This window comes from Rhodococcus sp. NPDC058639 (genome assembly GCF_042717545.1).
Lineage (GTDB): Bacteria > Actinomycetota > Actinomycetes > Mycobacteriales > Mycobacteriaceae > Rhodococcus.
This window is the reverse complement of the sequence record NZ_JBHXRF010000003.1, coordinates 393,170-417,637: the sequence shown is the minus strand read 5'-3', so window position 1 is coordinate 417,637 and position 24,468 is coordinate 393,170. Positions and strand designations below refer to the sequence as shown.

Below are 24,468 nucleotides of genomic sequence, written 5' to 3'. Positions count from 1 at the left end.
GGGAATGAAATTCTCGTTACGGCCGTGTGACTTTCGCGTTCGGCAGGTAGGTGACGGGTGAGCAGTACGCAGACGGGAGACCGGCGGGATGCCTGTACCCGCGGATCCGGTGGGTCGCGGGATGCGTAGCCACCGGATCCAGCGCGTCAGAGCGAGTCGAGAACCGAGGTCGTGAACAACTGGTCGGCCGACACGTCGATCCCGGCGGCATTGAGCGTCTTGATGTTCTGTTCGATCAGCACCGGGGGAAGTGTCAGCAATCCGAGCGAGTCCGTGTCCGGCGTGACCATAATCTGTTCCAGAATCTTCGATTCCAAGAGTTGCTGGGCCCGGTCGAATCCCTGGTCCTTACCGAACACGTCGACGGTGAGGTTCGTCCCGAGTTCCGGATCGGCGAGATTGGCTTCCCATCCGCGTCGTTCTGCTCGGAGGAAGGCGGCAAGCTGCTCAGGATTGTCTTGTACCGTCCGTGCCTTCGCGAAGTAGACACCGGAGAACACCGCGTATCCGTAGTCGGCGAAGAGGAACGTGTGAGTCTCGATGCCCTTGACTTCCAACTGGGTAGGTTCGTTGATCACGAAAACGACCTGCCCATCGACCTCGCGATTCGCAACGGGTGAGGGATCGAACTGGACCGGAACGACCTCGACGGACTCGGGGTCGATGTCGTTGATCTGGAGGAGGAGGTTGAACGCGGTCTCGTTCAACGCGGCGACACCGATTTTCTTACCGACCATGTCTTGGGGTGAGTTTATGGGATTGTCGGCACGAGAGAGGAGGCAGAAGGGGCTTTTCTGGAATCGGGTGCCGAAGATTCGCAGATCTGCCCCTTGCATCACCGCTTTCGACACGACGTCGGCGTTGCTGCCGCCGATGAGTGCCTTGTCGGACATCACGACCGTGTCGGGGCTTGTGTTCGGGCCCCCGTTGAGGAAGTTGACCGAGAGTCCGTTCTCTCGATAGTAGCCGCGGTCCGCGGCGATCCAGCTTCCGGAGTGCTCCGTGGTGGGAAGCCAACTGAGCTGGTAATTGATGGCCGTGGTCCCGTCAGGCGCGGTGGTTGCGCCGCTCCCGGATGAGCATGCAGACAGGAGCGTGGGCCCTCCGAGGGCCAGCGCACCGAGCCCGAGCCCACGGCGGAGCAGAGCGCGACGCGAAAGCGGGTATTTCGCAGGGGTCATCGTAGAACTCCTTACTGGAAGCGGTTGCGACTGAGTGCGTTCTCGGCTGCGGTGGCGAGAGCGTAGGCAAGAAGGGATACGACCGTGATGAGTGCGACCGAGGACCACAGTCGGCCGTAATTTGCTCCTGTAGATGCCCTGAGCATGAGGAAACCGATACCGTCTCCGGTCGCCAGCCATTCGGCAAGAAGTGCCCCCATCACGGCAGAGGGAGCCGCGATCCGTGCCGCGGCGAATACGCTCGGCAGCGCGTACGGGATGCGGGCGCGAACCATCAGGTCGAATCTGGAAGCTCCGTAGGCGCTCAGCAGATCGATTGCTCCCGACGGCATCGAACGGAGGCCGGTGACAATAGTGACCAGCGACGGGAAAAACGTGACGATGCCGGCGATCACGACAACAGTCGCGACATCGCGACCGAAGACCAACGCGATCAACGGCGTCATCGCAACCAGCGGTACGGCGCGCAGAGCTACCGCCACCGGCATCACGGCAGCTTCGACAGCGGGCCACGAGACCACCGAGACGGCGACGACGAAGGCGGCGACAGTCCCGACCAGATACCCGTAACTCGCGTGAAGTGTTGTCGTGCCGAGCGCCGAGATCAATTGGTCTCGTTCACTACCCGGCGTGGCAAGATAGCGCCACACGTCCGCAGGTCCTTTGGCGAAGTATGGATCCAGCCCGATGATCGCGACCTGCCACAACACCAGCGATCCGAGTACGGCTCCGGCTGCGGTACCCGCGGTGAGGGCAATCCTCTTGGGGATCGATCCCGATGTTGTCCTCGGGCCGGTTCCGCCGGTCGTGGTTGTCGACCAGGAGCACACACGGCGTTCGACTGCCGCCGTGGCCAGATACGCCGCACCCGCCAGCATCGTTGCGTACAGCGCCAGTGCCCAGGTGCGTTCCACGTCCAGGGATTGCTGCGCATAAACCATCGCAACGCCGAGTCCCGAGTCCGCGCCGAGATACTCACCGATGATTGCGCCCAGCACCGCTGCGGGGGCTGCAATCCTCAAACCGCCGAAGGTAGCCGGTAAGGCAGACGGCAGAGTTACCCGGACGAATTCCTGCCAGCGTGAGCCCCCGGCGGTGCGTACCACATCGATCGCGGCCTGGTCTGCAGCCTTCGCGCCGACCATGACCGCGACGAGCGTCGTGAAGAAGACGCTTTGCGCGGCGATGACGACTTGGGGTCGGTCGCCGTCGAGCACCGCGGTGAGAATCGGTGCGATCGCGATCACCGGGAGGCAGTACAGAGCGAGCGCCAGCTGGGTCGCAACTCTCTCGATCGGCCGGATGACAACGAACACCGTGGCCAACACGAATGCCGCCGCATTACCGAACAGCCACCCGCGCGCGGCTTCCGAGGCGGTCTGTGCGAGGTTCGGAAAGACCATCGGCCAATCCGTCACCGCTTGGGCGACGATGGCAGTAGGGGTCGGTAGGGCAAAGTAGGACGAGAAGACCGTGGCGGCGAGCAATTGCCATACCGCCAGTAACACGAGGATTCCCGCGACGCGATTGGTAGCTCGCCACTTGTGCTGTTCCATTGCAGAATTCCCCTGGCGGGTGGGACTGAATATCGACACGGCTTCATACCTCCGATCCTGAGCAGGGGAACGTCTGGACTCAGTGCGCGAACGAGTGCTGCATCCGCGTCGAGATGCGGCGGTGCTCGACCAGCGCGTCGGCCAGTCCGGCGACACGTAACTCTCCCGACTCCACGAGAACGCGGCCGTTGACCACGGTGATCCACGCGCGCGCCGGCCCGCAACGCAACAGGGCCTCGACCGGATCGGTGTGTGCTCCGGCCAGCGACACGGGATCCATATGCCACGCGACCAGGTCGGCAACGGAACCCGGTGTCAGTCTGCCGAGTTCGTCGTCCCAACCGAGGCACCGTGCCGATCCGACTGTGGCGATTCCGAGTGCGTCGCGCGCCGTCATGCTGGTCGGCCCCCCGGTGAATCGACCGAGGAGCAACGCGGTACGGGCTTCGAGCCAGAGTGACGCGTGATCGGTCGACGCCGAGCCGTCACAGCCCAGTCCGACTGCCATACCCTCGCTGTGCAGGGCCGCCACGCGGGCCGTTCCGGAGCCGATGAGCATGTTCGAGCTGGGACAGTGCGCCACGCCGACTCCGGCAGAGGCAAGCCGCCGCATCTCGCTGTCGGAGGGGTGGATGAAGTGTGCGACCCACGAACGGTTTCCGGCCCATCCGACATCTTCGAAATGTTCGACGGGGGTGCGACCGTACCGTTCCATGCAGTAGGTGTGTTCGTCGAGATCTTCGGCAAGATGAGTATGCAAGCGCACCCCTGTCCGTTCCGACATTTCTGCGGTGCGGCGCATGAGGGTCTCGTCGACCGAAAAAGGAGAGCACGGCGCGAGAGCGATTCGAGTCATCGCTCCCGGCTGTGGGTCGTGGTACGTGTCGATCAGTCGCTGACTGTCGGCGAGAATGGCGTCGGCATCCTGCGTCACGCTCGCGGGAGGGAGGCCGCCGTCCTCGATCGACAGCGACATCGACCCACGAGTGGGGTAGAAGCGGAATCCGATATCGCGGGCCGCACGGATCTGGGCGTCGATGAGGTTGGGTCGGGGATGCACGTAGAGATGGTCGGTGGTGGTCGTGCAGCCTCCCAGCAGGAGCTCGGCTAGCCCGACATACGTCGAGACATATACGGCCTCTTCGTCGAGGTTCTCCCAGATCGGATACAACTCGGTGAGCCACTTGAACAGCGATCCGTTTACGGCCGGACCATAAGATCGGGTGAGGTTCTGATACATGTGGTGATGCGTGTTGATCAGTCCTGGGGTAACCGTTCTCTGGCCCGCCGAGACAGTTTGTCGTGCAACGGGTTCTGTTCCTCTGGTCCCGACTGCGGCGACGCGGCCGGCGGAGATCGCCAGCCAGGCGTCGGCGATTTCGGACCCGGGCTCGAGTATCAGATAGCCGATATCGCGCACAAGCACATCGTGCATGCCTCTTCTCCCTCTCCTGGCAGACCTGACCTGTCTGTGATGGCCCTCGCACCCATCACCGGAGAGGGTGTCCTCCTCTGGAGGGGAGCTCCAGATCGTGTACCGGTCGAGCCGGACGGACGGTGGGCTCGCTCTCTGATGCCCTATGGCGCAAGAAGTTACGAGAACTCTTGAACGGTGGCTTTGCGCGGATGTAAACGATGGGTTACTCGTCTGCCCTCTTGACACGCGATGGTGGGCGCGGCACCGTAGGTATCCTCCCGGGCATCGATCAGGAGCCCGTCGGCGGTGTCTGTCGTGACACGCCCCGTCAATGCATCTCCTACGGATCGGAGTTCGGCACCGTGACTTCTCTCTCCTCGTCCGTTGTCCCGCCGGATTCACGGGGTGGACTTCGTCCTCCGGGTACAGGCCTGGATATCGCCGGTCTGACCCGAACGTTCCAGTCCGGGCGAACGCGCGTCACCGCGCTCGACGATGTCGACATCCGAACCTCGGAGGGCCAGTTCCTGTCGTTGCTCGGTCCGTCCGGATGTGGCAAATCCACGGTCCTACGGATTCTGGCGGGCCTCGACCGCCCCGACGCCGGTCGTGTCCTCGTCAACGGCATGAGCCCACAGGATTTGCGCGAGGGTCATGAACTCGGTGTCGCATTCCAGGATTCCGCCTTACTGCCGTGGCGCAGCGTCGAAGCCAACATCGCTCTTCCACGCCAGGTCGCCGGGTTGCCGGCGGACCCCGAGTTGGTTCGGCAACTCATCGGCCTGGTGGGATTGCGTGGGTTCGAGAAGTCCAAGCCCGCACAACTGTCAGGCGGAATGCGTCAGCGCGTGTCGATTGCGCGTGCTTTGGTGTTGCGGCCTTCTGTACTTCTGCTCGACGAGCCGTTCGGTGCACTCGACGACATGACCCGGCAACGCCTGAACCTGGAGTTGCAGCGGATCTGGACCGAACGGCGCGCGACCACCTTGATGGTCACGCACGGAATTGCCGAAGCTGTCCTGCTCTCCGATGTCGTGGCTGTCATGAGTGCGCGCCCCGGCCGGATCATCGATGTGGTGCCCATCGATCTCCCCAGGCCACGCACCGCCGAGACGATGCGGAGCGCCGAATTCCACGGCTACGTGGATGCCCTGAGCAAGTTGCTGTTCAGTGGTGAATCCGTGGAGGGGTGACGCCGGACGTACGCGGGGCCATGGGTTGCACCCCCCTCCTTTTTCTGTGATAATTCCAGATCTGGATTAATTACAGAAAAGCCGGATGATGTGGGGCCGGGGAAGAAGGAGAGAGTCACATGTTCAGCGTCGACCGATCGGTCACCCTGCCGCCGCTGGTGCTCGGCGGGCTGCGGCCGCTGTATCGCCAGATGCTGCGCAACGGGGTGCGCAGTGCCTCGTTCGAATACCTCGCGCCGGGTGCCGTGCTCGATGTGTGTGTGATCGCGGGTGCGCACGGACCGGAGTTCACCATTCGTTCCCGTGAACACCACATCGACTTCACACTCGCGATGACCACGCACTTCCGCGCCGTCCCGGTGCTGGATGCCGATACCTACCGCGCGCTGTGCGAGGTGATCGCGCCGGGTGCCGAGCCCGCGCCCGCGACCATCGTCGACTTCCTCCTGCGGGTGGTCGCCCAGTCGCCGGCGGTGCTCTCGCGGACGCACGCCTGCGCGGCCTGAGAGTCGTATCCGAGCAATCGGCCCCGGTGGGAGAAACTCCCACCGGGGCCGATCATGCTGTGGCGCGGGGTCTTACAGTCCCGGACGCTTGCCGACGGTGAGCGTCACCTCACCGGTGTGGGCGAAGAAGTCGTTGCCCTTGTCGTCGACGACGATGAACGCCGGGAAGTCTTCGACGTCGATCTTCCAGACCGCCTCCATACCGAGTTCTTCGTATTCGACGATCTCGACGTTCTTGATGCAGTCCAGTGCCAGGCGTGCCGCAGGGCCGCCGATCGAACCGAGATAGAAACCGCCGTGCCTGTGGCACGCATCGGTCACCTGCTTGGACCGGTTTCCCTTGGCAAGCATGATCATCGAGCCGCCGGCAGCCTGGAACTGCTCGACGTACGAGTCCATGCGACCGGCTGTGGTCGGGCCGAACGACCCGGACGCGAGGCCCTCCGGAGTCTTCGCCGGGCCGGCGTAGTACACGGGGTGGTCCTTGAGGTACTGCGGCATCTCCTCGCCCGCGTCGAGACGCTCCTTGATCTTCGCGTGCGCGATGTCACGGGCAACGACGAGAGGTCCCGTGAGCGACAAGCGCGTCTTGACGGGGTGCTTCGACAGCTCGGCGAGGATCTCCGGCATCGGGCGGGTGAGATCGATCTTCACGGCCGCACCCTTGCCGGTCCCGGAAACACCGGACGTTTCCGCGTCGAGCTGGCTGTCGGTGACCTCGGGCAGGAAGCGGCCGGGGTCGAACTCGAGCTGCTCGAGGAACACGCCTTCCGGGGTGATCTTCGCCTTCGCCTGGCGGTCGGCCGAGCACGACACTGCGATCGCGACGGGCAGCGACGCACCGTGGCGCGGCAGGCGCACCACGCGGACGTCGTGGCAGAAGTACTTGCCGCCGAACTGCGCGCCGATCCCGATCTTCTGGGTGAGCTCGAAGACCTTCTTCTCCAGTTCGTGATCGCGGAAACCGCGACCCGTCATGGCGCCCTCGGACGGCAGTTCGTCGAGGTAGTGGGCGGAGGCGTACTTCGCGGTCTTGAGTGCGAACTCTGCCGACGTACCGCCGACGACGATCGCGAGGTGATACGGCGGACACGCTGCGGTGCCGAGCGACCGGATCTTGGCCTCGAGGAACTGCATCATCGAGTCCGGGTTCAGGATCGCCTTGGTCTCCTGGTACAGGTACGACTTGTTGGCCGACCCGCCACCCTTGGCCATGAAGAGGAACTTGTAGGAGTTCTCGTGGCCCTTCGCGGTGTCCGCGTACAGCTCGATCTGGGCGGGCAGGTTGTTGCCGGTGTTCTTCTCGTCCCACATGGTCAGGGGAGCGTTCTGCGAGTACCGCAGGTTCAGCCGGGTGTACGCGTCGTACACGCCCCGTGCGATCGACTCCTCGTCGTCACCGGGGGTGAGTACCTGCTGGCCGCGCTTACCCATGACGATCGCGGTGCCGGTGTCCTGGCACATCGGCAACACCCCTGCCGCCGCGATGTTCGCGTTCTTCAGGAGATCGAGGGCGACGAACTTGTCGTTGTCCGAGGCCTCGGGATCGTCGAGAATGCTCGCGAGCTGCTTCAGGTGATCCGACCGCAGGTAGTGCGAAATGTCGTGCAGCGCTGTTTCGGTGAGCAGGCGCAGCGCCTCGGGCTCGACCTTCAGAAAGGTGCGGCCGTCGGGGCCTTCGACGGTGGACACCCCCTCGCTGGTCAGCAGCCGATACTCGGTGGGGTCTTCCCCGATCGGCAGCAGGTCCTCGTAGAGGAAGTCGGCCATTGTTTCTCCTGGAAGAGGGGGTGGTGTTCCGGAGACAGATTAGTCGCGCAGGATCGTGACCTCGACAACGGGGCATGTGACGCAGACGGCACACGCAGGCGGTGTGGCCCACATCTCCGGAACACGACGAGGTTTCGGGAGGTGGCGCTGCGGTCATCCCAGGGTCTGCGAACCGGACCCGAATCTCGCAGCTCGGAGGTGACGTGCGTCATGCAGTCTGCCGGTCGGATTCCTTACACTTGTATGGATGCACGAGAAATCCCGGAAGAAGACTGCGTGACTGCCGAAGCCTCACGATTGCCCTCCCTGGCCTGGATGCCCCGCTTCCACGCATGGATAGATGTCGCGGTAGTGGTCTGCGTCCTGATCGCCACCAATGTGATCGCGCACTTCACGACCGTATGGGCGTCGATCGCCACGGTGCCTGTCTCCGCCGCGATCCTGGTCGTCCTGATGCGGCGCAGAGGTATGCAATGGTCGGAACTCGGCTTGTCACCGCGACACTGGAAACGCGGAACGCTCTATTCGCTCGCCGCGGTCGCGCTCGTTCTCACGGTCGTGGCGATCGGTATCGCGCTCCCGTTCACCCGGCAGTTCTTCCTTTCCGAGCGTTACGCAACACTGTCCGGCGCGTTCGTCGCCTCGATGATCATCATTCCGCTACAGACCGTGATTCCCGAAGAACTCGCTTTTCGCGGCGTCCTTCACGGCACCCTCGAACGCGTATGGGGTGCGCGGGGAGTATTCGCCGCCGGGTCACTGCTGTTCGGTCTGTGGCATGTCGCGTCCTCCCTCAATTTGACCTCGGGCAACGCCGGCCTGACGGCGATCTTCGGCTCCGGACTCTGGGGACAGGTCGCAGGGGTCACCGGTGCGGTGGTTGCGACCGCCGCCGCGGGGTTCGTCTTCACCTGGCTACGCCGGCGCAGCGGGAGCATCCTCGCTCCGATCGCGTTGCACTGGTCGCTCAACGGCGTCGGGGCGCTGGCCGCAGCCCTCGTGTGGCAGATCTCGATGGGCTGACGGGGCCTGCCCCTTCAGGCGTGCCGGTCGCGGCTCGTCACTTTCGGTGACGTCAGTCTTCCGGGTTCTCGATCCAGGAGCCATAGGGCGGAGGCCCGTCGCTCTGAATCTGCAAGCCGAAATTCGGGGAGTGCTTCCACACATATCCCGGCAGCACATGCTCTTCCGACGTCGCGTTGTTCATGATCACGATGTCCCCGGTGGCGCGCTGCTCGAGAGCGAAACCGTCGTCGCGTCCGTCGACGACCCACCATTTCGTAGTGCTCATGACGAAGCCTTTCGGATCTGCTCGAACACAGTTTCCGTCCCAACGGTAGCGCGCACGACACCGCCACGAGACCGCTTCGGCCCGTTCTTCGGTGCCTACCCGGCGCGCAGCGCCGAAGCCGTCGAGGCGTCCGCGGGGTAGAAAGATTCGATAGCCAATTCCGACACGGTGACGTCCAGAGGGGTCCCGAACAGCGTGGTCGTGCTCAGGAACGACAAAACGCTGCTTCCGACCCGTAACTGCAGCGGCACGACCAGCGCGTGGGGATTCGTGGCCGAGACCGGGTCGTCGCACGGATACTGCTCGAGTTCCTGGTGCAGACGCACGAGCACGGGATCGCCGGTCGCGGCGATCTGGTGACGCAACCGTGCCAGCAGGTGCGCGCGCCACTGCCCGAGATTGGCGATACGCGGTGCCAGTCCCCGCGGGTGGAGTGTCAGCCGCAGCACGTTGACGGGCGGTTCGAGCAGGTCCGCCGCACAATCCGAGACCAGTGCCGTGACGGCGTCGTTCGCGTCGACCATCGTCCAGTGCCGGTCGACCACCAGCGCGGGAAACGGCCGGTGGAGTTCCAGGATCCGGGTGATGGCATCGGCGACCGCACTCAACGGCACGTCGTCGAGTCGGTGCTCCGGATAGGCGGGCGCGAGTCCTGCGGCGAGCAGAATCGAGTTTCGTTCCCGTAGGGGAATGTCGAGATGCTCGCTCAGTCTCACCACGATGTCCCGGGACGGCTGCGACCGCCCTGTCTCGACAAAGCTGATGTGCCGCGACGAGATGCCTGCCCGATGAGCAAGGTCGAGTTGGCTCATTCCTCGGCGTTCCCGCCACGCGCGCAGCAACGCCCCGGGCCGAACCCTCTCGACGACCGTCATGTTTTCGAGAATAGAGCCGCCGGGAACGGCCGCCATTACCTCTGAGGTAATCGACCGGCGCCGCCCGGCGCCGCCCGGCGCGGCACGCTCGAGGCATGACCGCATACGCCGTAGCCCACCTCCGCAGCGTCGCCTTCGGAGACGCCATCGCCGAATACCTGACGAAGATCGACGACACCGTTCGTGCATTCGACGGCCGGTTCCTCGTCCACGGAACAGACCCCCACGTCGTCGAAGGGGAATGGCCCGGCCACCTGGTGCTCATCGAGTTCCCCGACCTCGAACGGGCACGCGGGTGGTACGACTCGCCCGCGTATCAGGAAATCCTTCCGCTCAGGACCGAGAACTCGGACGGTTCAGCGATTCTCGTGGAGGGAACTCCACCCGGCTATCGCGCGGCGGGCTACCTCGACAAGGTCAGCGGGCGGGTGAACTCGGAGCGCTGAGGATCCCCGCGGCCCGAGCAGGTTCCGCGTACGCCGCCGCCAGCGACTCGACGGTCTCGTGGGCATTGAGTCCGCTCGGGTTGGGCACCACCCACAACGGTGTGCCCCCGATGGTGTCGTCCTGAAGACCCGGGCGCGCCGTGCGCTTCCCGAACGCCGACCGGTACGCCGTGATCCCCGCAACCGCAACGACCCGCGGGCGGAACTCGGCCACCACCGACGCCAATCGTTCGGCACCCGCACGCAATTCGTCCGGCGTCAGCTCGTCGGCGCGGGCAGTCGCCCGCGGAGCCAGGTTGGTGATGCCCACGCCGCGTTCGATCAGGTGAGTGCGATCGGCCGCACTCATCCCTTCCGACGGGGCGATCGGGTGCGTGATGATCCCGGCGCGAAAGAGCGCGGGGTAGAACCGATTTCCGGGTCGCGCGAAATGCGCGCCCGTCGCCGCAGTCCACAGACCGGGATTGATCCCGACGAACAGCAAGCGGCATCCCGGCCCGACGAGGTCGGGAACCACGGCGTCGCGGAAGGATTCGAGTTCGGCACGTGTGAAACCCATCGGTCCACAGTAGGCGGTGGCTGCCCCTACCCCGAGGGCACCCACGTGCCGTGCAACCCCGCCGGCACCCGGATCGGTAACCGCACCCGCGCACATGGTCCCGCACCCGGATCATCGGCGGAGAACACCAGGAACCAACTCGTCAGATCGGTGAAGTCGGTCGCGATCGAGCCCCAGTAACCGGCGCCGGACGTGCTCGTGAGGTACACCGGCTCGCCGGGGGAGAGCGTGCCCCCGGACCACACCGTGTCGGCGCCGGAGTCCACGTCGAACCAGAACAACGCGTCGGCGGAGCCGGACGGCAATCGTTGCGATCCGCTGCGGCCCAGCGTGGCGACGACGCGGTGACGGTCCGTCCACAGGCGCTCGTCGATGCGGGGGAATTCGATGTCGCGGTCGTGGAGTGTCGTGCGGGTGACGCCGTCCCGCCCGATGACCGCCCGGCGCAACAGCGACGGGTTGGGTCCGTCGTGCTCGGTCAACGCGCCGGGATACCGCCACTCCACGTAGTCGACCGCGACATCTCCTCCGGGGAGGTCGAAGGCATTGGCGGTGTGCCACATCCAGAAGGTGTCGGTGGAGAACCAGCGCACTGCGCCACCGTCGCGGGGGACGAGGGCGATCCGGACCCCGAGTTCGGGTTGCCAGTCCAGGGGTGAGGCGCCTGTGAAGATCTTTTCCAGGTCGAAGACCATCGGCGCCAGGATCAGCACGATGTATGTCTCGGTGAGAGCCATGTCGTGCACCATCAGGGGGCGGTCGGCGCCGTCGATGGGTGTGGCCGCGCGAACGACGGCGCCGTCCGGGCCGAACACCGACCATGTCAGGAACGGCGCGTCGAGCATGTAGCAGAACGCGACCATCTCACCGGTGTGTGGATCGATCTTGGGATGGGCGGTAAGACCGACCGGTAGCGCCCCGCCGAATGTCTCCCGGCCCAATGTCTCGAGTTCCGAACCGAGCGCGTACGGCGGCGCGGCTTCGGCGAGCGCGAGCAACCGGCCGCCGTGCCGGACCACGTTGATGTCGGGAAGTTCGCGCATGGTGTTCGCGAGATCGGACCCCACCTCGTCGGCGGGCGGAAAATACGGGTCGGTGATGCCGGCCCACAGGGCTCGTCCCGCCTTCTCCTCGGCCACGACCTGCGGGGTGCGCACGAACCGGTTCGTGTAGCGCGCGGTACCGCCGGACAGTGCGACGCGGTGCACCATTCCGTCCCCGTCGATCGGGTAGACGTACTGCCCGATCGGATCGAATCGAGGATTCGGGCCGTTGCGCAGGTAACTCCCTTCCAGGTCGGGCAAATGTCCCTCGACCTCGAGATCCCGAACATCCACCTCGTCGCGTTGCGGCGCGAACATGCCGCTCAGGTGCGCGTGGTGGGCAATGTCGACGGGTGCGGGGCGGTTCATGAGGTCACCTCATGCGAGCGGAGAAAGGGGTGGAGTCCCTGTCTCGCATGGTAGGTCGGTAGCGCGGTGCGAGCGGACGGTTTCGGCGCACGCCCGGCCGGCGGCCGGTGGTCGCCGGACGCCGGGGCTCGGCGGAGCGCGACGACCGGCGCCTGTGCCGCATCCGCTAGGGTATTTTCCGACGTCCAGGACCGAAGCCGCGGCCGCGTGGCCGCAACGTTAGGGGAAGGTGTGCAGCGTCGGAACGCGATCGGTAATTCCGTCCGGAACGCCGGAGGCGACGAATCCGCGTTGCCGCCGTACACGGATCTCCTGTGGCCGACGCTGCAGGCGGTGATCGAAATCGGCGGATCCGGGGTCATCGAGGAAATCGATGGGGCTGTGATCGCCCGGGTCGGTTTGTCCGAGGCGGACCAGGCCGTACTGCACGGTGACGGTCCCGGCACCGAAATCGAGTACCGGATCGCCTGGGCGCGCACTTACCTCAAGGGCATGGGCCTGCTGTCGAACACCCGTCGAGGCGTGTGGAGCGTGACCGACGACGGCCGCGCGGTCCGCGAATCCGAGATCAAGCCCATGCAGGTCGCGTACACCGCGGAGAAGCGACGCCGACGCCTGGTTCGCAACTCGTCGCAAGGCGCGCAGGTCGTGCCGCTCGCCGCTGCACCCGAGGATCCCGAACTGTGGCGAGAGCCTGTGCTCGGGGCGGTCGCCGACCTTCCCGCAGAGGGTTTCGAGCGCCTCGTCACCGCTGTGCTGCGGTCCGCGGGCTTCACCACTCTGACAGTCCCCGCTCCGGGTGGGGGCACCGACTCCGACACCCAGGTGGAGGGCACCGGCATCCTGCGTGTCTCCCTGCTCAGTTTCTCGGTGTTCTTCCGGTTCGTCCGGGGACAGGAGCGCGCGGGCGCCGACGTCGTTCGTGAATTCCGTGCGGCGATGGTCGGGCGAGGGGAGAAAGGTCTGCTGGTGTCGACCGGATCCTTCACCGACGATGCGCGAGCGGAGGCACACCGGCACGGCGCTCCGCCCATCGATCTCGTCGACGGCGAGGGTCTGTGCGACCTCCTCAAGGAGCACGGACTCGGAATACGCACGACGGTGCGCACCGTCGAAGATGTCGCGCTCGTGCCCGCTTTTTTCGCCGAGTTGGCGGGCCGCTGAGAACCGTTCGCAACGTAGGTTCGACCAGCACCTTTACCCATGTGCTGCGTGTGGCGGGTGTGAATGTGGTGCAATCCGGAGGCACGGTCACACATTCCGGAACGGGGCGCCATGACGTTTTCTCGTCGAGACATGTTGCGGTACGCGGCGATCGGCTCGGGCGCCGTGGTGGCCTCCGCGGTCATGACCCCGGGAGCGGCGCAGGCTCGGGAAGTCCTCGGCACCATCGTCGACTATTCGGCGGGTGTCCCGTCGGCGGCGTCGATCAGGGCCGCCGGACACATCGGGGCGATCCGATACGTATCCGACCGACGGCCCGGCGCCGAATGGATGCTCGGTAAGCCGCTGACCCGAGGAGAAGCCGGCGCCCTGCTCGACAACGGACTGGAAGTCGTGTCGTGCTACCAGTTCGGCAAGGCGGAGACCGCCGACTGGCTCGGTGGCTACGACGCGGGCCTGAGGCACGCGCGACGCGGTCTGGAACTGCACCGCGCAGCGGGCGGACCCGACGACCGGCCGATCTACGCATCCATCGACGACAACCCGACCTTCGAGCAGTTCACCACCCGGATCGTGCCCTACCTTCTCGCGTGGCAGGAAGTGGTCGGCCCCGCGAACACCGGCGTGTATGCCAACTCTCCGACCATCGACTGGGCGTCCGCGGTGGGTCTCGGTGCGTTCTACTGGCAGCACGACTGGGGCACGCCGGCCGGTTACGTCCATCCGCGCGCACACCTGCACCAGAAGGGCGGCGGGACCATCGACGGAATCGGTATCGACGTCAACCGCGTCTTCACTGCCGATTACGGACAGTGGTCGCTTACACGCCTCTAGCCGGTCCGACCTCGCGAACCCGCGGAGGTGGGGGCGGGATGAACGCGGTGAACACGAGCGCCACCACCGACGCGAGTGTCGCGATGAGGAAGGTGGTGCGGAAGCCGCTGAGTTCCGGCACGACTGCGTCGCCGACCTGCACGGTCATCGCGGCGAGCACGACACCGATCACCGCTGCCGCCGTCGAGGTACCGATGGACCGCATAAGCGTGTTCAGACTGTTCGCCGCCGCGGACTCGTGGAGCGGGACGGCACTCATGATGAGCGCGGGCATGGCGGCGTAGGCGAGACCCACGCCGGCTCCGATGACCATCGATGCCGCGATGATGTGCCACAACTCCCGGTGCAGCAGATACGCCGTGAGATAACCGGCTCCCACGAAGACGACGCCGCAGGCGAGGGTGACACGCGGGCCGAACGTGGCGGTGATCCGTGCCGACACCGGGGACAACGCCATCATGACGAGTCCGCTCGGCGCAAGGGCCATACCGGCAGCGACCATCGTCTGCCCGAGCCCGTAGCCGGTTTCGGGTGGCGCCATGAGCAATTGGGGGAAAGCGAGGACGTTCGCGTACATCGCGAAGCCCAGCGCGATCGACGCCAGGTTCGTCATCAGGATGGGACGGCGCGCGGACAGTCGCAGATCGACCAGCGGCCGGTCCAGGCGCAACTCGTACCAACCCCATCCCAGGAAGACCAACAGCGCTCCCCCGAGCATGGTGAGGGTGGCCGGCTCTGTCCAACCCCACGAATTTCCCTTCGTCACCGGAACGAGAAGCAGTATCAGGGCGGCGGAGAGCAGACCCGCTCCCAGGAAATCGAACCGGCCCGGGTTCCGTCGCGGTGATTCCGGGACGAACTTCCACACTGCGGCGATGCCGACCGCGCCGAGCACCAGCGAGGCGACGAACAGCATGTGCCAGTCGGTGAGCTGGGCTACCAGCGCCGCCAGGGGCAAACCGATGGCTCCGCCCACGCCCATGGTCGCGCTGATCGTGGCCATCGCGCCGGGAACCCGTTTCGGCGGAAGCTCGTCCCGCAGGATAGCGATGCCGAGGGGAATCGCGCCTACGGCGGCGCCCTGGAGGGTCCGACCGATCACCAGGGGCAGGAGTGTGTTCGCCACCGCGCACACCGCGGAACCGAGCACCATCATGCCGAGGCTGGCGAGCAGCATCCGGCGCTTGCCGAACATGTCACCGAGCCGGCCGCTGATCGGGGTGACGACTGCACCCGCCAGAAGTGTCGCCGTCACTGCCCAGGACGTGTTCTCCGGGGACGCGTTCACGAGGAGCGGCAGCCGGGGCAGGATCGGCACGATCAGGGTCTGCATGAGGGCGACGCTGATCCCGCACATGGCCAGGACCGCGACAATCCCGGAAGGAGAGGGTTGCTCCCGCGTCGGGATCGGAGTTTCGACGGCCATGCCTCTCCTCGCTCACGGGCCGGCGAGATCGCGGCCGAAAACTTTAGTGCGCCATATCAACTAGTTGGTCCACCGTGTCTAGCACGGGGATGCCGCTAATGCACAACCGGTTTCGATCGAGCGCACCGGACCGAAGGTCTGTACAGACACGCAAAGACCGCCGGGACGAATCCCGGCGGTCTTCGGCTGTTCTGTTATCGGTGTCCGTCAGGGCACGGACACCAGGCCCAGGGTGGGGAGGAAGGTGCACGAACGCGGGTCCGTGCCTTCCTTCTGCGTGGTGATACCACCCGAGACGACCGCTACGACCTGGCCGGCGCCGGTGTCGGCGATGGCGGTCAACGTGGCGGGACCGTCCGGGTTGATGCGTGCCTCGTTGGTGAGCGGCTGGGTGCCGCTGCGGCCGTTGGAGACGTTGATCCAGCTCAGGGTCAGGTCCTGTTCACCGGCGGTAGGCGCGGTGCCGAGAGCGGTGAAGACGAATCCGACCTGTCCGGCGGCCGGGCCCGGGGGCGGCAGCTGAGCAGGACCGGCCACCGCGAGCGCGCTGCCCACGGAGTCCTGTCCGTCACCGATGCAATCCTGGCCGAGCGTCGGGTACAGGAACTGCGAGATCACGACCGTGCCCGGTGCCGGAATGTCGGGGCCACCGCCACCGCTGCCGTCCAGGAAGGTGATGACGCGCTCGAGGGTGCCCTTCAGGGACTCGGGAAGCTCGGAATTCGCGAGCAGTTCCTTCGCCTGTGCGAGCAGGTCGTTGCTGCCGTCCGCGACGTCGGCAACATCCGACGGCCCGGCTGCAGCTCCCACGATGGCCGGCGCGAGCGACGCAAGCGCTTCCACCTGCTCGGGGTTCGCCTGGATTTCGGGGATCAGACGTGTCAACGACTCGATGGAGAGGTCGGCCGGAACCTCGAATTGGGGGAGTTCGACGAACTGGGCCAAGTCGGGCAGCGCCGGCGGCGCCGGTTGCGCGAAGGCGTGCGACGGCACCGCCAGTCCCGCAGTGGCGGCAAGTGCGCACGCTGTGAGCGCACGCCGCATTCCTCGAGTACGAAGCACTGTTCCCCATCCTTGTCGTTGAAGTACCTGGTAGGCCTGGAAGACCAGCCGGTACTGACGGCTCGAGGCGACACTCTATGGAGTCGCCTCCCGCAGGACAACCCACCGTGCCGAACCCGGGTTGGCGGTTGCCTTCGGGGGAGTGTAGCCACAGTCTGTTCCGAATGGCGGTACCCGGTAGACGGTAACGTGTTTCCATTGTGACTGTTGTGAGTAGAGATGAGATTGTTACCAGAGTGAATCAGGGTTTCGGAGGGCCGGGTGTTCGCCGGTAGTCTCTACTGCCGAAGGTCCGGGCATCCGGGCCAGGGAACGACGGGAGGCTGCACCGCGGTGCCACGACGAGTTCCTTCGTATCCGGTGCGGTGGTGCGCGGCACTGCTGGTGGTGTCCGTCGCAGCGCGGCTCGCCTGGACGTTGTTCACGCCCAACGGGATGAACCTCGTCGACCTGCACGTGTATGTGGACGGCTCCGCCGCTCTGCTCGACGGCGACCTCTACAACTTCACCTACAGTCGCTACACCCCGGACTTCCCGCTGCCCTTCACCTATCCGCCGTTCGCAGCGCTGATATTCCTTCCGCTGCACGTAGTGCCGTTCGAGGTACTCGGTGTGGCGTGGCAACTACTCACGGTCGCGGCGTTGTTCTTCGTGGTGCGTATCGCGTTCGAACTTGTGATCGGGACCGAAGCGCGCACGCGGCAGTGGACCGGGGTCGCCCTCGCGTGGACGGCCGTCGGCATCTGGACCGAACCGCTGCGCACCACCCTCGACTACGGGCAGATCAACGTTTTCCTGGTACTCGGCGTCATGGTTGGCGTGCGTAGTTCCCGATGGTGGCTTTCCGGCGGCCTCGTAGGAATTCTCGCCGGAATAAAGCTGACGCCGGCCATCACCGGTCTCTATTTCCTTGCACGGCGTCGGTGGCGAGAAGCCTTTTTCTCCGCCGTCGCATTCGCGGCGACCGTCCTGGTCAGCGTGCTCGCGCTCGGCGAGCAAGGGCTGACCTACTTCACCACCCTGTTCGGCGACGCCGACCGAATCGGTCCGGTCGGATCGGTGTGGAACCAGTCGCTCCGCGGTGCGCTGAGCCGCATCGTGGGGGAGGACGTCGAGACCGGACCGCTGTGGCTCGTCGCTGTCGTCGTGTGCGCAGCACTCGCGTTCGCCGCGTGGCGTTCGCTCGGCAAGGACGATCTACTGGGGACCCTGCTCGTCGTCCAGCTCCTGGGTCTGCTGGTCTCACCGATCTCGTGGGCCCATCACTGGGTGTGGGTGATCCCGATGCTGATCTGGCTCCTGTACGGCCCGCTGGCTCGGCTCACCGGCACCCGCATCCTCGCCGCGTTCTGGGCCGTCGTGACGCTCGTCGGCGTGCCGTGGGTGCTCAGCAGTGCGCAGGACTCGATCTGGACGGTGGGACGGCCCGCACCCCTGGCGTGGCTGGGCACGGTCTACGTCACGGGTGCGGTCCTCGCCTACGTCTGGATGATCGTGGGCGCCCGGAGGTTGCGTGACTCGGAGACTGGACACGCCGCGCCGGCACCCGTCGCGAACTCGGAGGCAAAAACCTCCGACGCCGCGACCCCTACAGACCGACCGTCTGAGCCAGCTGATCGATCCGGCGCGCCATCTCCGCGTCGGATTCGGTGATCCCCCCCGCGGAGTGCGTGCACAGCGAATAGGTCACCTTCCGCCATCGGACGTCGATGTCGGGATGGTGGTCCGCCTCTTCGGCGGCCTCCGCGACCTTGTCGACCAGTGCGATCGCGTCGGGAAACGTCGGAGCATCGATCGTTCGGGTCAGGGACGCGCCTGCTCGTCGCCAGTGCGGGAGTTCGGACAGCGCCGCGTCGATCTCGCCGTCCGTCAGTAACTGGGCCATGAACCATTCTGGGACGATGCACGGCATGACCGCAACGACACCGCCGACGGGACACGTCGTCGCCGGAGCAGTATTCCGTGACGGGCGCGTACTCCTCGCTCAGCGGACCCGGCCGCCCGAACTTGCCGGGCAGTGGGAGTTGCCCGGCGGGAAGGTCGAACCGGGGGAGAGTGCCGAGGAGGCGCTTCGCCGGGAACTGCGGGAGGAACTGGGCATCGAGGTCCGCGGGGGTGAACGGTTCGGCGCCGAAGTTCACCTTCGCGGCGGCCTGGTGATGTGCGCGTACCGGGTGCACCTGCTCGACGGGGAGCCCCGCGCACTCGATCACGCCGCAGTGCGCTGGGTCGATGCCGGTGAACTCGACGAGGTGGACCTCGTGGCAGCGGACCGGGCGTGGCTGCCGGACCTCCGGGCACTCCTTGCCGGCTGAGTTCAGGCGGCGCGCGCCTTCTCGAGGTGCTTGCGGAGTTCTTTCTTGCTCAGGTCGTCGTTCGCGACCTTCTTCATGCGCATGATGACCACGGGGCATTTCACGCAGCGGGTCTTCTTACGGCAGCACTTCTTCTTCGGCTTCAGGCCGGCGACCTTGCTCGGCTTGATCTTCTTGCCCATGAATCGTCCCGCCCTCGTCGCAGCATTCGCGTGTCAGGTTAGCGTGCCCTTACGGGAACGCAAGAGGCGGTTTCGGAACACCCTGAGAGGACCGTAACGCTCGCATAACGGCCTTCTTGCGTGGCGAATCTCACGTTCCGACGTCGTGACCTGGCATTACAGGGAGGGCTCGGAGCAGGCGCCCCCGGAAGGGCGGTAGGATGTTCGTGGCCGCAGTGCCTGCTCGGGCCGTCTCAGGCCGGTAGCGGGCGTATCGCAATCGCGTAGCGGCTTCGAACAATATGCGCCGTACGGGCGAGGTGCCGACCGGGTCCAGTGCCGTGTGGCCGCGGACAACAGCCAGGAGAGCCATCGCGTGAGCACCGCTGATTTTCGGAACGTCGCCATCGTGGCGCACGTCGACCATGGAAAGACCACCCTCGTCGACGCCATGCTGCGCCAGTCGGGCGCGTTCGCCGAACGTGCGGAACTCGTGGACCGGGTCATGGACTCCGGTGACCTCGAGCGCGAGAAGGGCATCACCATTCTCGCGAAGAACACCGCGGTGCACCGTCACCACCCCGACGGCAGCGTCACAGTCATCAACGTCATCGACACCCCCGGCCACGCCGACTTCGGTGGAGAGGTCGAGCGCGGCCTGTCCATGGTCGACGGCGTCGTGCTGCTCGTCGATTCCTCCGAGGGACCGCTGCCGCAGACCCGGTTCGTGCTGCGCAAGGCACTCGCCGCGTCGCTGCCGGTGATCCTCGTGGTCAACAAGACCGACCGTCCCGACGCCCGTATCGCCGAGGTCGTCGAGGAGAGCCAGACCCTTCTGCTCGACCTCGCCTCCGACCTCGACGACGAGGCGGCCCAGGCGGCCGAACTCGCACTCGGTCTCCCGGTGCTCTACGCATCGGGTCGCGAGGGCAAGGCGTCGCGCAAGCAGCCCGAGAACGGCCATGCGCCCGACGCGGAGAACCTCGACGATCTCTTCGACGTCCTCATGGAGTACGTGCCGGCGCCGAAGGGCGACATTGCAGCACCGCTGCAGGCACACGTCACCAACCTCGACGCATCCGCGTTCCTCGGTCGTCTCGCGCTCGTCCGCATCCACAACGGTGAGCTCCGCAAGGGACAGACCGTGAGCTGGATGCGTGAAGTCGACGGCGAGCCCGTCGTCACCCGCGCGAAGATCACCGAGTTGCTCGCAACCGTCGGCGTGGAGCGGCATCCCGCAGAGTCCGCCATCGCCGGTGACATCGTCGCCGTCGCGGGTTTCCCCGACATCATGATCGGCGACACCCTCGCGGACCTCGAGAACCCGGTGGCACTGCCCCGGATCACCGTCGACCAGCCCGCCATCTCGGTGACGATCGGTACCAACACGTCCCCGCTGGTCGGGCGCGTCAAGGGCCACAAGCTCACCGCTCGCATGGTCAAGTCCCGCCTCGACGCGGAACTCGTCGGCAACGTGTCGCTGAAGGTGCTCGACATCGGTCGTCCCGACGCCTGGGAGGTCCAGGGTCGTGGCGAGCTGGCGCTGGCCATCCTCGTGGAGCAGATGCGCCGCGAAGGCTTCGAGCTGACCGTCGGTAAGCCCCAGGTGGTCACCAAGCAGGTCGACGGCAAGCTGCACGAGCCGTTCGAAGAGCTCACCATCGACACGCCCGAGGAGTACCTCGGCGCCATCACGCAGTTGCTCGCCAACCGCAAGGGCAAGATGGTGCAGATGACCAACCACGGTGCGGGCTGGGTGCGGATGGAATTCCTCGTCCCGTCCCGCGGCCTGATCGGTTTCCGTACCGACTTCCTCACGGAAACGCGCGGCACGGGCATCGCCAACGCCGTCTTCCACGGCTACGCCCCGTGGGCCGGCGAGATCCGCGCCCGCCACACCGGCTCGCTCGTCTCCGACCGGACCGGCACCGTGACGCCGTTCGCGATGATTCAGCTGGCCGACCGTGGCACGTTCTTCGTCGAGCCCGGCGCGGACACCTACGAGGGCATGGTCGTGGGCATCAACCCGCGCCAGGAAGACCTCGACATCAACGTCACGCGTGAGAAGAAGCTGACCAACATGCGTCAGTCTTCCGCCGACGTGATGGAGACGCTGGCCAAGCCCATCGAGCTGACCCTCGAGGCGGCTATGGAATTCTGTTCCGGCGACGAGTGCGTCGAGGTCACCCCCGAGATCGTGCGCGTGCGCAAGGTGCACCTCTCGGCGACCGACCGGCAGCGCGCGCGGTCGCGCGAGAAGGCCCGTAACAAGTAGTAAGGATGTGGCGGTCCCGGCGAGCAGTTGCTGGCCGGGACCGCCACGTACCGCCTGGTCGACGGGAGGGAAGCCGGAGTGTTGCGTACGCGTGTCCGTCGCCGGTGGCGTAGCGGAGTCCCGGCGCTCCTTGCATCGGTGGTCTTGATGCTGACGGCGTGTACCGCCGATCCGCCGCCGCCCATCGAACAGGCCGAGCCGACGACTCCTCCGGCTCCGACGCGCCCCCGCAGCACCGTGGTCGTGGCGATCGACAGGGTCGATACCGGCTTCAATCCGCATCTGCTGGCGGACCAGTCGCCCGTCGCGAACGCCGTCGCGGGCCTGGTACTGCCCAGCCCGTTCCGGGCGGTGCCCGATCCGCAGAATCCGGCGGCGACGCTGTGGGTACCGGACGTGACCGTGTTGATCTCCGCCGAGGTCACCGAGCAGGATCCCTTCACCATCACGTACCAGTTGCGCGACGAGGCGCAGTGGTCCGACAGCGCCCCGATCGCCGCCGAGGACTTCCGGTACCTGTGGCAGCAGATGATCACGCAGCCGGGAGTGGTCGATCCCGCGGGCTATCGGCTCATCGACGACGTCCGTTCGTCGGGCGGAGGCAAGACTGTCACCGTCACGCTGCGCGAACCGTATCCGGCCTGGCGCGAATTGTTCACCGACCTGCTGCCCGCACATCTCGTCAAGGACACCCCCGGCGGGTTCCTGAGCGGACTGTCCGAAACGATTCCGGTCTCGGGCGGCAGATTCCACGTCGATGCCGTCGACCGCGGTCGCGGCGAGGTGCTCCTCGAACGTAACGATCGCTTCTGGGGCACTCCTGCTGTGCCCGACGAGATCCTGATGCGCCGCGGGGGCACCGACTCCCAGTTCGCCGAGTCTCTGCGCAGCGGTGACGCTCAGGTGGCACAAACGCGGGGAGGGGCGGCGTTGCTTGCCCAACTCGACGCGGTACCCGGCGTCCGCACCGGTATTCAGTTGCAGCCGCGCACGCTCGACTTCACGCTCAACACCCGTGCGGACGAACTTGCCGATCTGCGCGTGCGCCGCGGGATCCTCGGTCTGCTCGACCCGGACCTGCTCGCACTCGTCGGTGCGGGAACCCAGACCAGCGTCGTCCCGGCACGCGCCCAGGTGCTGGCGCCGTCCGATCCCGGATACGCGCCCACGATGCCGCCGCGACCCAGCAGGGAAGAGGCGCTCGGTCTCCTCGCGGAAGCGGGATACATGCCCGTCGCTCCCGACCCCCTGCCCGAGGAACCGCCTGCCGGCGCCGACGGCCCGTCTGCCGAACCGGCCCCGTCACCCACCGGCGCACCGCCCGCCCCGGAATCGGACGACAATCTCCTGCTCCGCAACGGCGAACCTCTGAACTTCGTGATCGGAGTGCCGGAGGACGCCGACACCACCCTCGCGGTCGCGCGCACGGCAGCCGATGTCCTGCGCGACGCCGGTATCGCCGCGACCGTGACGGAGCTACCTCCGGACGAGTTGTACGGCGAGTCCCTGGTCGACGGCAGCGTGCATGCGGTTCTGGGATGGATGCGGGTGGGGGACGATCCCGCCACCGCAGCGCTGTCCCGGTTCGGTTGTCCACCGGTGCTGCCCGTCGTCGAGGGCGCTGCCCGCGCCGCCGATCCGCCGCAGGCAGAAGGCGGGGAGTCCACGAAACCCGGTGCGGGCGCCACGGAGGCCGCCCCCACGTCCGGCTCTTCCGCGGCGACGGGTGGAAGCTCGGACGACGAAGAAGACGAGATACGGGCAATGCTCGATGCACCGAGCAACCTGTCCGGGGCATGCGATCCCGACCTCGAGGAGAATCTGCTCGCTGCGGTGCGCGGCACTGCCGACCCACGGGAGGTCATCGCCGCCGCGCAGCCCGAGCTGTGGGCGCTCGCCGTGAACCTCCCGATCCTGCAGGATCGCACCGTGGTCGCGGCCGGGCCGGAGATCGACAACGTGTCGCTGGCCGGTTCGGTCCCCGCCGGCATCTTCGGAGACGCACATTTGTGGTGGAGGAGTACACCGTGACAACAGATTTCGCTCAGACGCCGAACGTTGCGGATCGTCGGCTGCTGCTGGTTCACGCCCATCCCGACGACGAATCGCTCACCACTGGCGGCGTCATCGCCCGCTACGTCGCAGAAGGCGCCGAGGTCACCGTCGTGACCTGCACGCTCGGCGAGGAAGGTGAGGTCATCGGAGACCGCTGGGCGCAATTGGCCGCCGACCAGGCCGACCAACTGGGCGGGTACCGCATCCTCGAACTCGGTCGCGCTCTCGCGGCGCTCGGGGTGGACGGGCCGCGTTTTCTCGGCGGTGCAGGCCATTGGCGCGACTCGGGAATGGCCGGGACACCCTCTGCCGAGAACCCGAGAGCGTGGGTGAACGCCGACGCGGACGAGGCGCTGGAGGCGCTCGTCGCGGTGATCCGGGAGACCCGCCCACAGGTCGTCGTCACCTACGACCCGCGCGGTGGGTACGGGCACCCCGATCACATCGCGGTCCACGACCGCGTCACCGCTGCCGTCGAAGTGTCCGGCACCGACGACTTTCCGGAGGCGGGTGCGCCCTGGACACCCGCGAAGGTGTACTGGACCGTCACCGAACGCTCGGCTCTGGATGCGGGAATCGCCGCTCTGGACCACCTGCCCGAAGGCTGGCGCATGCCGGAACCGGACGAGCTTCCGAGTGTGCCCGACGAACAGGTGACCACGGTCGTCGATGTCAGCGGTGTGCTCGACGCGAAACGCTCGGCGATGGCCGCCCATGCGACCCAGGTCGTCCTGGCTCCCTGCGGGGGCGGGTTCGCACTGTCGAACATGGTGGCGCAACCCGTGTTCGCCGAGGAGCACTTCGTGCTGGCCCGCGGGGAACTCGGTCGCGTCGACGAGACCGGTCGCGAGGATGACCTGTTCGCCGGCATCGGCTAGTGTGACCTGTGTCATAGGCACTGCGGCGGTCATAGGTACCGCGGCGGTCAAAGGTACCGCGGTCATGGTGCCGCGGTCATAGGTACTGCCGC

23 protein-coding genes are annotated in these 24,468 nt (G+C 66.2%); 11 read left to right on the top strand and 12 right to left on the bottom strand.

The genetic code is table 11. The annotated features are described in order from the left end of the window. Positions 1 to 146 precede the first annotated feature (146 nt). The 3 genes from ACFWU2_RS07655 to ACFWU2_RS07645 all read right to left on the bottom strand — a co-directional run bounded on the left by ACFWU2_RS07655 (position 147) and on the right by ACFWU2_RS07645 (position 4,172). A complete protein-coding gene (locus ACFWU2_RS07655; RefSeq protein WP_378603375.1) occupies positions 147 to 1,181 on the bottom strand; it encodes an ABC transporter substrate-binding protein in 1,035 nt (344 codons plus the stop codon). A gap of 11 nt (positions 1,182 to 1,192) precedes the next feature. Next, positions 1,193 to 2,737: an ABC transporter permease gene (locus ACFWU2_RS07650; RefSeq protein WP_378603372.1), complete on the bottom strand. Its 1,545-nt coding sequence runs from the start codon at positions 2,735 to 2,737 to the stop codon at positions 1,193 to 1,195. Positions 2,738 to 2,816: 79 nt separating this feature from the next. Next, the gene (locus tag ACFWU2_RS07645; RefSeq protein WP_378603369.1) at positions 2,817 to 4,172 is read right to left on the bottom strand and encodes an 8-oxoguanine deaminase; all 1,356 of its coding nucleotides are present in this window, start codon (positions 4,170 to 4,172) and stop codon (positions 2,817 to 2,819) included. 344 nt (positions 4,173 to 4,516) lie between these two features. On the opposite strand from ACFWU2_RS07645, the gene ACFWU2_RS07640 reads away from it, so the two are divergent. Both ACFWU2_RS07640 and ACFWU2_RS07635 read left to right on the top strand, forming a co-directional pair. Continuing rightward, complete coding sequence (locus ACFWU2_RS07640; protein ID WP_378603366.1) at positions 4,517 to 5,347, top strand: ABC transporter ATP-binding protein; 831 nt, start codon at positions 4,517 to 4,519, stop codon at positions 5,345 to 5,347. A gap of 119 nt (positions 5,348 to 5,466) precedes the next feature. Beyond that, positions 5,467 to 5,853 carry a hypothetical protein gene (locus ACFWU2_RS07635; protein WP_378603363.1) on the top strand — a complete coding sequence of 129 codons (387 nt, stop codon included), beginning with the start codon at positions 5,467 to 5,469 and terminating at the stop codon, positions 5,851 to 5,853. A gap of 72 nt (positions 5,854 to 5,925) precedes the next feature. Here ACFWU2_RS07635 and ACFWU2_RS07630 read toward each other — a convergent pair whose 3' ends face one another. Beyond that, the gene (locus tag ACFWU2_RS07630; protein WP_378603360.1) at positions 5,926 to 7,623 is read right to left on the bottom strand and encodes a fumarate hydratase; all 1,698 of its coding nucleotides are present in this window, start codon (positions 7,621 to 7,623) and stop codon (positions 5,926 to 5,928) included. Positions 7,624 to 7,938: 315 nt separating this feature from the next. On the opposite strand from ACFWU2_RS07630, the gene ACFWU2_RS07625 reads away from it, so the two are divergent. After that, a complete protein-coding gene (locus ACFWU2_RS07625) occupies positions 7,939 to 8,646 on the top strand; it encodes a CPBP family intramembrane glutamic endopeptidase (protein WP_378603781.1) in 708 nt (235 codons plus the stop codon). A gap of 52 nt (positions 8,647 to 8,698) precedes the next feature. Here the strand turns inward: ACFWU2_RS07625 and ACFWU2_RS07620 are convergent, their stop codons facing one another. Together ACFWU2_RS07620 and ACFWU2_RS07615 are read right to left on the bottom strand one after the other, a co-directional pair. Next, a complete protein-coding gene (locus ACFWU2_RS07620) occupies positions 8,699 to 8,914 on the bottom strand; it encodes a maltose regulon activator MalT (protein ID WP_378603357.1) in 216 nt (71 codons plus the stop codon). A gap of 95 nt (positions 8,915 to 9,009) precedes the next feature. Then, positions 9,010 to 9,789, bottom strand: a complete 780-nt coding sequence (locus ACFWU2_RS07615; protein ID WP_378603354.1) for a helix-turn-helix domain-containing protein — start codon at positions 9,787 to 9,789, stop codon at positions 9,010 to 9,012. A gap of 95 nt (positions 9,790 to 9,884) precedes the next feature. Here ACFWU2_RS07615 and ACFWU2_RS07610 point away from each other — a divergent pair, with 95 nt between their 5' ends. Further along, on the top strand, positions 9,885 to 10,235 hold the full coding sequence (locus tag ACFWU2_RS07610; protein WP_378603351.1) for a DUF1330 domain-containing protein: 351 nt from the start codon (positions 9,885 to 9,887) through the stop codon (positions 10,233 to 10,235). On the opposite strand, the gene ACFWU2_RS07605 is transcribed toward ACFWU2_RS07610, so the two are convergent. Both ACFWU2_RS07605 and ACFWU2_RS07600 read right to left on the bottom strand, forming a co-directional pair. After that, positions 10,207 to 10,794 (bottom strand): mismatch-specific DNA-glycosylase, encoded by a 588-nt coding sequence (locus ACFWU2_RS07605; protein ID WP_378603348.1) that lies wholly within the window; start codon positions 10,792 to 10,794, stop codon positions 10,207 to 10,209. The two genes, ACFWU2_RS07610 and ACFWU2_RS07605, sit on opposite strands and share 29 nt — an antisense overlap. A gap of 26 nt (positions 10,795 to 10,820) precedes the next feature. Beyond that, positions 10,821 to 12,206 carry a carotenoid oxygenase family protein gene (locus ACFWU2_RS07600; RefSeq protein ID WP_378603345.1) on the bottom strand — a complete coding sequence of 462 codons (1,386 nt, stop codon included), beginning with the start codon at positions 12,204 to 12,206 and terminating at the stop codon, positions 10,821 to 10,823. Positions 12,207 to 12,437: 231 nt separating this feature from the next. Here ACFWU2_RS07600 and ACFWU2_RS07595 point away from each other — a divergent pair, with 231 nt between their 5' ends. After that, positions 12,438 to 13,370, top strand: a complete 933-nt coding sequence (locus tag ACFWU2_RS07595) for a winged helix-turn-helix domain-containing protein (RefSeq protein ID WP_378603342.1) — start codon at positions 12,438 to 12,440, stop codon at positions 13,368 to 13,370. A gap of 111 nt (positions 13,371 to 13,481) precedes the next feature. Continuing rightward, positions 13,482 to 14,204, top strand: coding sequence for a DUF1906 domain-containing protein (locus ACFWU2_RS07590; protein ID WP_378603339.1), 723 nt, complete (start codon positions 13,482 to 13,484; stop codon positions 14,202 to 14,204). Here the strand turns inward: ACFWU2_RS07590 and ACFWU2_RS07585 are convergent. Both ACFWU2_RS07585 and ACFWU2_RS07580 read right to left on the bottom strand, forming a co-directional pair. Next, positions 14,191 to 15,630, bottom strand: coding sequence for an MFS transporter (locus tag ACFWU2_RS07585; protein WP_378603336.1), 1,440 nt, complete (start codon positions 15,628 to 15,630; stop codon positions 14,191 to 14,193). The two genes, ACFWU2_RS07590 and ACFWU2_RS07585, sit on opposite strands and share 14 nt — an antisense overlap. Before the next feature lie 207 nt (positions 15,631 to 15,837). Next, the gene (locus tag ACFWU2_RS07580) at positions 15,838 to 16,674 is read right to left on the bottom strand and encodes a hypothetical protein (RefSeq protein WP_378603778.1); all 837 of its coding nucleotides are present in this window, start codon (positions 16,672 to 16,674) and stop codon (positions 15,838 to 15,840) included. A 351-nt stretch (positions 16,675 to 17,025) separates the two neighbouring features. On the opposite strand from ACFWU2_RS07580, the gene ACFWU2_RS07575 reads away from it, so the two are divergent. Further along, positions 17,026 to 18,345: a mannosyltransferase gene (locus ACFWU2_RS07575; protein WP_378603333.1), complete on the top strand. Its 1,320-nt coding sequence runs from the start codon at positions 17,026 to 17,028 to the stop codon at positions 18,343 to 18,345. On the opposite strand, the gene ACFWU2_RS07570 is transcribed toward ACFWU2_RS07575, so the two are convergent. Continuing rightward, on the bottom strand, positions 18,281 to 18,577 hold the full coding sequence (locus tag ACFWU2_RS07570) for a 4a-hydroxytetrahydrobiopterin dehydratase (protein WP_378603330.1): 297 nt from the start codon (positions 18,575 to 18,577) through the stop codon (positions 18,281 to 18,283). The two genes, ACFWU2_RS07575 and ACFWU2_RS07570, sit on opposite strands and share 65 nt — an antisense overlap. Positions 18,578 to 18,602: 25 nt before the next feature. Here ACFWU2_RS07570 and ACFWU2_RS07565 point away from each other — a divergent pair, with 25 nt between their 5' ends. Continuing rightward, complete coding sequence (locus ACFWU2_RS07565) at positions 18,603 to 19,007, top strand: (deoxy)nucleoside triphosphate pyrophosphohydrolase (RefSeq protein WP_378603327.1); 405 nt, start codon at positions 18,603 to 18,605, stop codon at positions 19,005 to 19,007. Between the two features lie 2 nt (positions 19,008 to 19,009). Here the strand turns inward: ACFWU2_RS07565 and ACFWU2_RS07560 are convergent, their stop codons facing one another. Then, positions 19,010 to 19,189 carry a hypothetical protein gene (locus tag ACFWU2_RS07560; protein ID WP_169621621.1) on the bottom strand — a complete coding sequence of 60 codons (180 nt, stop codon included), beginning with the start codon at positions 19,187 to 19,189 and terminating at the stop codon, positions 19,010 to 19,012. 355 nt (positions 19,190 to 19,544) lie between these two features. On the opposite strand from ACFWU2_RS07560, the gene typA reads away from it, so the two are divergent. The 3 genes from typA (at position 19,545) to mshB (ending at position 24,376) form a co-directional block, all read left to right on the top strand. Continuing rightward, positions 19,545 to 21,443 carry a translational GTPase TypA gene (typA, locus tag ACFWU2_RS07555; RefSeq protein WP_378603324.1) on the top strand — a complete coding sequence of 633 codons (1,899 nt, stop codon included), beginning with the start codon at positions 19,545 to 19,547 and terminating at the stop codon, positions 21,441 to 21,443. 147 nt (positions 21,444 to 21,590) lie between these two features. Next, positions 21,591 to 23,474, top strand: coding sequence for an ABC transporter family substrate-binding protein (locus ACFWU2_RS07550; protein ID WP_378603775.1), 1,884 nt, complete (start codon positions 21,591 to 21,593; stop codon positions 23,472 to 23,474). Next, complete coding sequence (mshB, locus tag ACFWU2_RS07545) at positions 23,471 to 24,376, top strand: N-acetyl-1-D-myo-inositol-2-amino-2-deoxy-alpha-D-glucopyranoside deacetylase (protein WP_378603321.1); 906 nt, start codon at positions 23,471 to 23,473, stop codon at positions 24,374 to 24,376. Before ACFWU2_RS07550 ends, mshB begins: the two co-directional genes overlap by 4 nt. The last annotated feature ends 92 nt before the right edge of the window (positions 24,377 to 24,468 follow it).